This window comes from Nonomuraea sp. NPDC005983, from assembly GCF_040614375.1.
Taxonomy (GTDB): Bacteria; Actinomycetota; Actinomycetes; order Streptosporangiales; family Streptosporangiaceae; genus Nonomuraea.
On sequence record NZ_JBEXUP010000219.1, the window covers coordinates 1 to 4,038 of the forward strand.

General features: G+C 71.0%; 4 protein-coding genes and 1 pseudogene. 3 read left to right on the forward strand and 2 right to left on the reverse strand.

The genetic code is table 11. The annotated features are described in order from the left end of the window. On the forward strand, window positions 1-308 hold a 308-nt coding region (locus ABZ297_RS44485; RefSeq protein ID WP_355359861.1), incomplete at its 5' end, for a response regulator transcription factor. Window positions 309-397: 89 nt separating this feature from the next. Here ABZ297_RS44485 and ABZ297_RS44490 read toward each other — a convergent pair. Beyond that, complete coding sequence (locus tag ABZ297_RS44490) at window positions 398-604, reverse strand: cold-shock protein (RefSeq protein WP_355359864.1); 207 nt, start codon at window positions 602-604, stop codon at window positions 398-400. A 354-nt stretch (window positions 605-958) separates the two neighbouring features. Between ABZ297_RS44490 and ABZ297_RS44495 the strand changes: the two genes are divergently transcribed. Together ABZ297_RS44495 and ABZ297_RS44500 are read left to right on the forward strand one after the other, a co-directional pair. Continuing rightward, a complete protein-coding gene (locus ABZ297_RS44495) occupies window positions 959-1,624 on the forward strand; it encodes a TetR family transcriptional regulator (protein ID WP_355359867.1) in 666 nt (221 codons plus the stop codon). A gap of 3 nt (window positions 1,625-1,627) precedes the next feature. Then, complete coding sequence (locus ABZ297_RS44500) at window positions 1,628-2,449, forward strand: class I SAM-dependent methyltransferase (protein WP_355359870.1); 822 nt, start codon at window positions 1,628-1,630, stop codon at window positions 2,447-2,449. A 144-nt stretch (window positions 2,450-2,593) separates the two neighbouring features. Here the strand turns inward: ABZ297_RS44500 and ABZ297_RS44505 are convergent. Further along, window positions 2,594-4,038, reverse strand: a pseudogene (locus tag ABZ297_RS44505) (hypothetical protein); the annotation flags it as partial.

Genomic DNA, 4,038 nt, shown 5'->3' on the forward strand with positions numbered 1-4,038 from the left:
TGGCCGACCAGCTCGGCGCCGCGCCGCTGCTGGCCGAGCTCGACGCGTTCGGCCGCCGGGCGCGCATCGCGGTCGCGGACGAACCGGCCCCCGACAACGTGACTCACGGCTTGACGGCCCGCGAACTGGAGGTGCTCCAGCAGGTGACGAACGGCCGCAGCAACCGGGAGATCGCCGCCGAGCTGTTCATCTCGGCCAAGACGGTCAGCGTCCACGTCTCCAACATCCTGGCCAAGCTGGGGGTGGCGTCCCGGGGTGAGGCCGCCGCCACCGCCCACCGCCTCGGCCTGTTCGCCCGCGACATCTGACGATTCAGCAGTCTCATCCCCGGAACCCAGGAAAGCGAACGGGGCCCGCACCCCTTGAGGTGCGGGCCCCGCTCGTGGCGTTGGCCGGGTCAGGCGGGAACGATGTTCTCGGCCTGCGGGCCCTTCTGGCCCTGGGTGACGTCGAAGGACACCTTCTGGCCTTCGTGCAGTTCCCGGTAACCGCCCTGGGAGACGATGTTGGAGTAGTGGGCGAAGACGTCGGCGCCGCCGCCGTCCTGGGCGATGAAGCCGAAGCCCTTTTCAGCGTTGAACCACTTGACGGTTCCTGAAGCCATGTCGATCTCCTTTGACAGGTGCAGAGCAGGGATCCGCACCGTACGAATCCCAGGTCGCCGCGATGAGCCCATCCGGAGATGATCGGAAAACACTAGTGCACCTGAAGGTCACATCCCATCAGGCGCACAGAAGTCTCTATGGGTACCACAACTGCAGCGCCCCTAATTTAGCACATGCTCCTGACCGTCCAGCCAGACCGTGGGCGGCAGGAGCCGCACGGGCCGGCACCCGGACGCTCGTCGCCGCGAGCCGGCTGCCGTTCAGCCAGTCGCACGCCCCTCCTGCACCCGCCGACGGACTGGTGTGCGCGGGTTCACTTGCCACGGGCTAAACGCGCGTATAGCATCCTAAACATGTGTTCAGCGCAGTCGGACCTGACCGCTCAGGCCAAGATTCGCAACGCCGCCATCGCCCACTTCGCCCGCGACGGCTTCCAGAAGACCAACCTGCGCGCCATCGCGGCCACGGCAGGGGTGAGCGCCGGCCTGGTCATCCATCACTTCGGCAGCAAGGACAAGCTCCGGAGCGCCTGCGACGACCACGTCCTGCGAACCCTGGTCCGGCGGGCCCGCGACGACGCCCGCCCGGCCGGCATGCAGGACGTCCTGCGCGAGTTCATGTCGAACCCGGAGGAGTACCGCCTTCAGGTGCAGTACATGGTGCGCGCGATCGAGGAGGACACCCCTGCCGCGGCCACGTTCGTCGACACGATGGTGGACGAGTCCGAGGAGATCCTGCGGGCCGGGATCGCCGACGGCTCGATGCGCCCGTCCTCGGACGTCCGGGCTCTGGCGGTGCTGAACGTGCTGATCAGCCTGGCCACGCTGAACATGGCGCCGCCCCTGGCGCGCGCGCTCGGGCACGAGCGCTTCGGCCCCGAAGTCCTGCGTCGGATGGTGCTGCCGACACTCGAGCTCTACACGCACGGCATGTACGCGGACGACGCGCCCCTGAAAGCGGCCCAGGCCGCCTGGGAAGCCGCACAGGACCCCTCGAACTCCCCGAACAAGGATGAATGACCGATGGCACTCACCATTCCGGACTTCACGCCGTTGCAGGCAAGCCTGTGGCTGACGCTGTGCGGCAGAGCGCTCGACAACCGCTTGTCCCACCCCATTCTGGGCGACCAGATGGCCGACGAGATCGTGCGGAAGGTCGACTACGACTACAAGAACCTCCACATCCCCTCGAGCAGTGCCATCTACATCGCGCATCGGGCCAAGAAGATGGACGAGGTGGCCCAGCGGTTCATCGCCCGCCACCCCGACGCGGTCGGCCTCGACCTCGGCGCGGGCCTGGATAGCCGGGTGCTCCGCATCGCCCCGCCACCCACCGTCGACTGGTACGACATCGACTTCCCCGAGGTCATCGCCGCCCGGCGGCAACTACTGCCGGACGACGCGACTCCCCACGGCGTCGGCGCCGATCTGACCGACCCCGGGTGGCTGGACCTCCTGCCCACCGATCGCCCCGCGGTGATCGTCGCCGACGGGCTGATCGCGTTCCTCTCCGAGGAGGAGATGATCTCCCTGGCGGGCCGCCTCATCAGCCACTTCCCCAGCGGGGAGATCGCCTTCAACGGCTACAGCCGATTCGCCGTCTGGGCCCAGAAACGCTTTGCCGGCGCTCGAACCATCACGGGCGTCACCAAGTTCCCCGGCTTCGACGATCCCCGAGTACCGGAACGCTGGAACCCCAAGCTGAAGCTGGTCAAGGAGATCCTGTGCTCGCGCGAGCCCGAGGTCGCAGCGTTCCCGCTGGGGCTTCGCCTGGCGAACCGCCTGTCCGCGCCGAGCGCGTCCTTGTCCCGGAAGGGGAACGTGGTACTTCACTACCGCTTCTAGCGCGGTGATGACGAAGGCTCGCGGGGGACCTCCTGGGCCCCTGGGACGCCGCTGTCAGGCCCGCGTGGTGACGCTCGGAGCGCCTGCCGTGAGGTGTGCCGCGGAGTCCGGAGCGTGTGTCGCGGGAGCGTGGATCCTGGCTGCTCAGCCGGTGAGCTGGGCTTCGAGGCGGTAGCCGTCCACGGTGACGTAGACCTGGTCGCCGGGGCGCGCGTTGAGGCGCATCAGCACCGGCTGGAGCGAGTCGAAGACCGGCTGGTGGCCCTGCCAGACGAGGACGATCGCGTTGTCTCCGGGGCCCGTCACCGACAGGAGCGTGCCGGGGCGCATGCCGAGCTGGGCGGCGTAGCCCTCCGGCACCGGCACGGGGCCGCCCCTGAGGTGCTCGGGGGTGACCTCAATGCGCTGCCAACGGCGCGGGTCCGAGGAGGGGCTGGGGATCGGGGCCGGCGGGGTGGCCGGGGCGCCCGCCAGGGCGCCGGGGCGGACAGGGGGGCGGCTGCCCGACAGGGCGGACAGGGTGGCGAGCGCCGCCGACGGGTCGATGGACCCGGACGTCGCGGCCGGGATGGGCTGGCCGCCCCGGTGGTGGTGGCCGTTGGCTCCGGGGGTGCGGCGGGGCAGCGGCTGGGCGGGGGTCGGCGCGGGCGGGGCGTGCTCGGCCGACTCCAGCGGGAGGGCGTCGAGCCAGGCCTTGGCCGAGTGCGTGCGGATGCCCAGCTCGCTCAGCAGCTCGACCGCGTCGCTTTCGCCCGGGTGCGAGGCGAGGAGCTGCCTGGTGCGGGCCTGGAGGCCGTGGATGTCGCCGACGACGAGCCAGCCGTCCTGGAGGCGGCGGTCCGGCATGAGCGTGACGAGCACGCGCCAGAGCGGGGTGCGCAGCGACGGGACCGTCACCGGGTGCGCCGGGTCGGCGCCGATGAGCTGGTCCTGGGTGGCGGCCGTGCCGAGCCATTCGGTCAGGCGGAACATGTGGCCGGTGACCGGCGCGGACTCCGACGAGCGCAGCCAGTGCAGGACGCGTTCCTCCGCCGTCCGCTGAGCCTGGGAGAGGACGTCGCGGTCGACGAGCATCTTGTGCGCGAGCGTGCGCAGGCTGATCGGGTCCTCGGCGAACAGCCGGTGCACGGCGACGGCCAGCTCGTTTTTGTCCAGGCTGCGGAACAGGCTGTCGACGACCCGGACCATCGCGTGGTCGGTCTCGGACGGCGCGGGCGTCGCGGCCACGGGCTCACGCTGGGCGGGCCCGCTGGGAATCGAACCGGAGCCCGGCACGCCGGGGACGGGATAGGGGCCGGTGTGCGGACCGCCACCGGACTGGGCGGGGCCGCCTTGACTGGGGACGTCCACGCCCGGGAGCGGCCCGCCCGCAGGCGACGGACTCCCCGAGTGTGGGCCGCTCGCGGGTGAGGGGCTTCCCGGCTGCGAGCCGGTCTGCCGCTGGGGCAGCCCGCCTGGCTGCGCCGCGAATCCTCCGGTCTGCGGGCCGGAGCCCGGCTGGACAGGGAAGGGGGTACCGGGGCGGGCGGTGTCGGGCTGTGCGGGGAAGCCGCCGGTCTGGGCGGGGAATCCTCCGGTCTGGGGGGCGG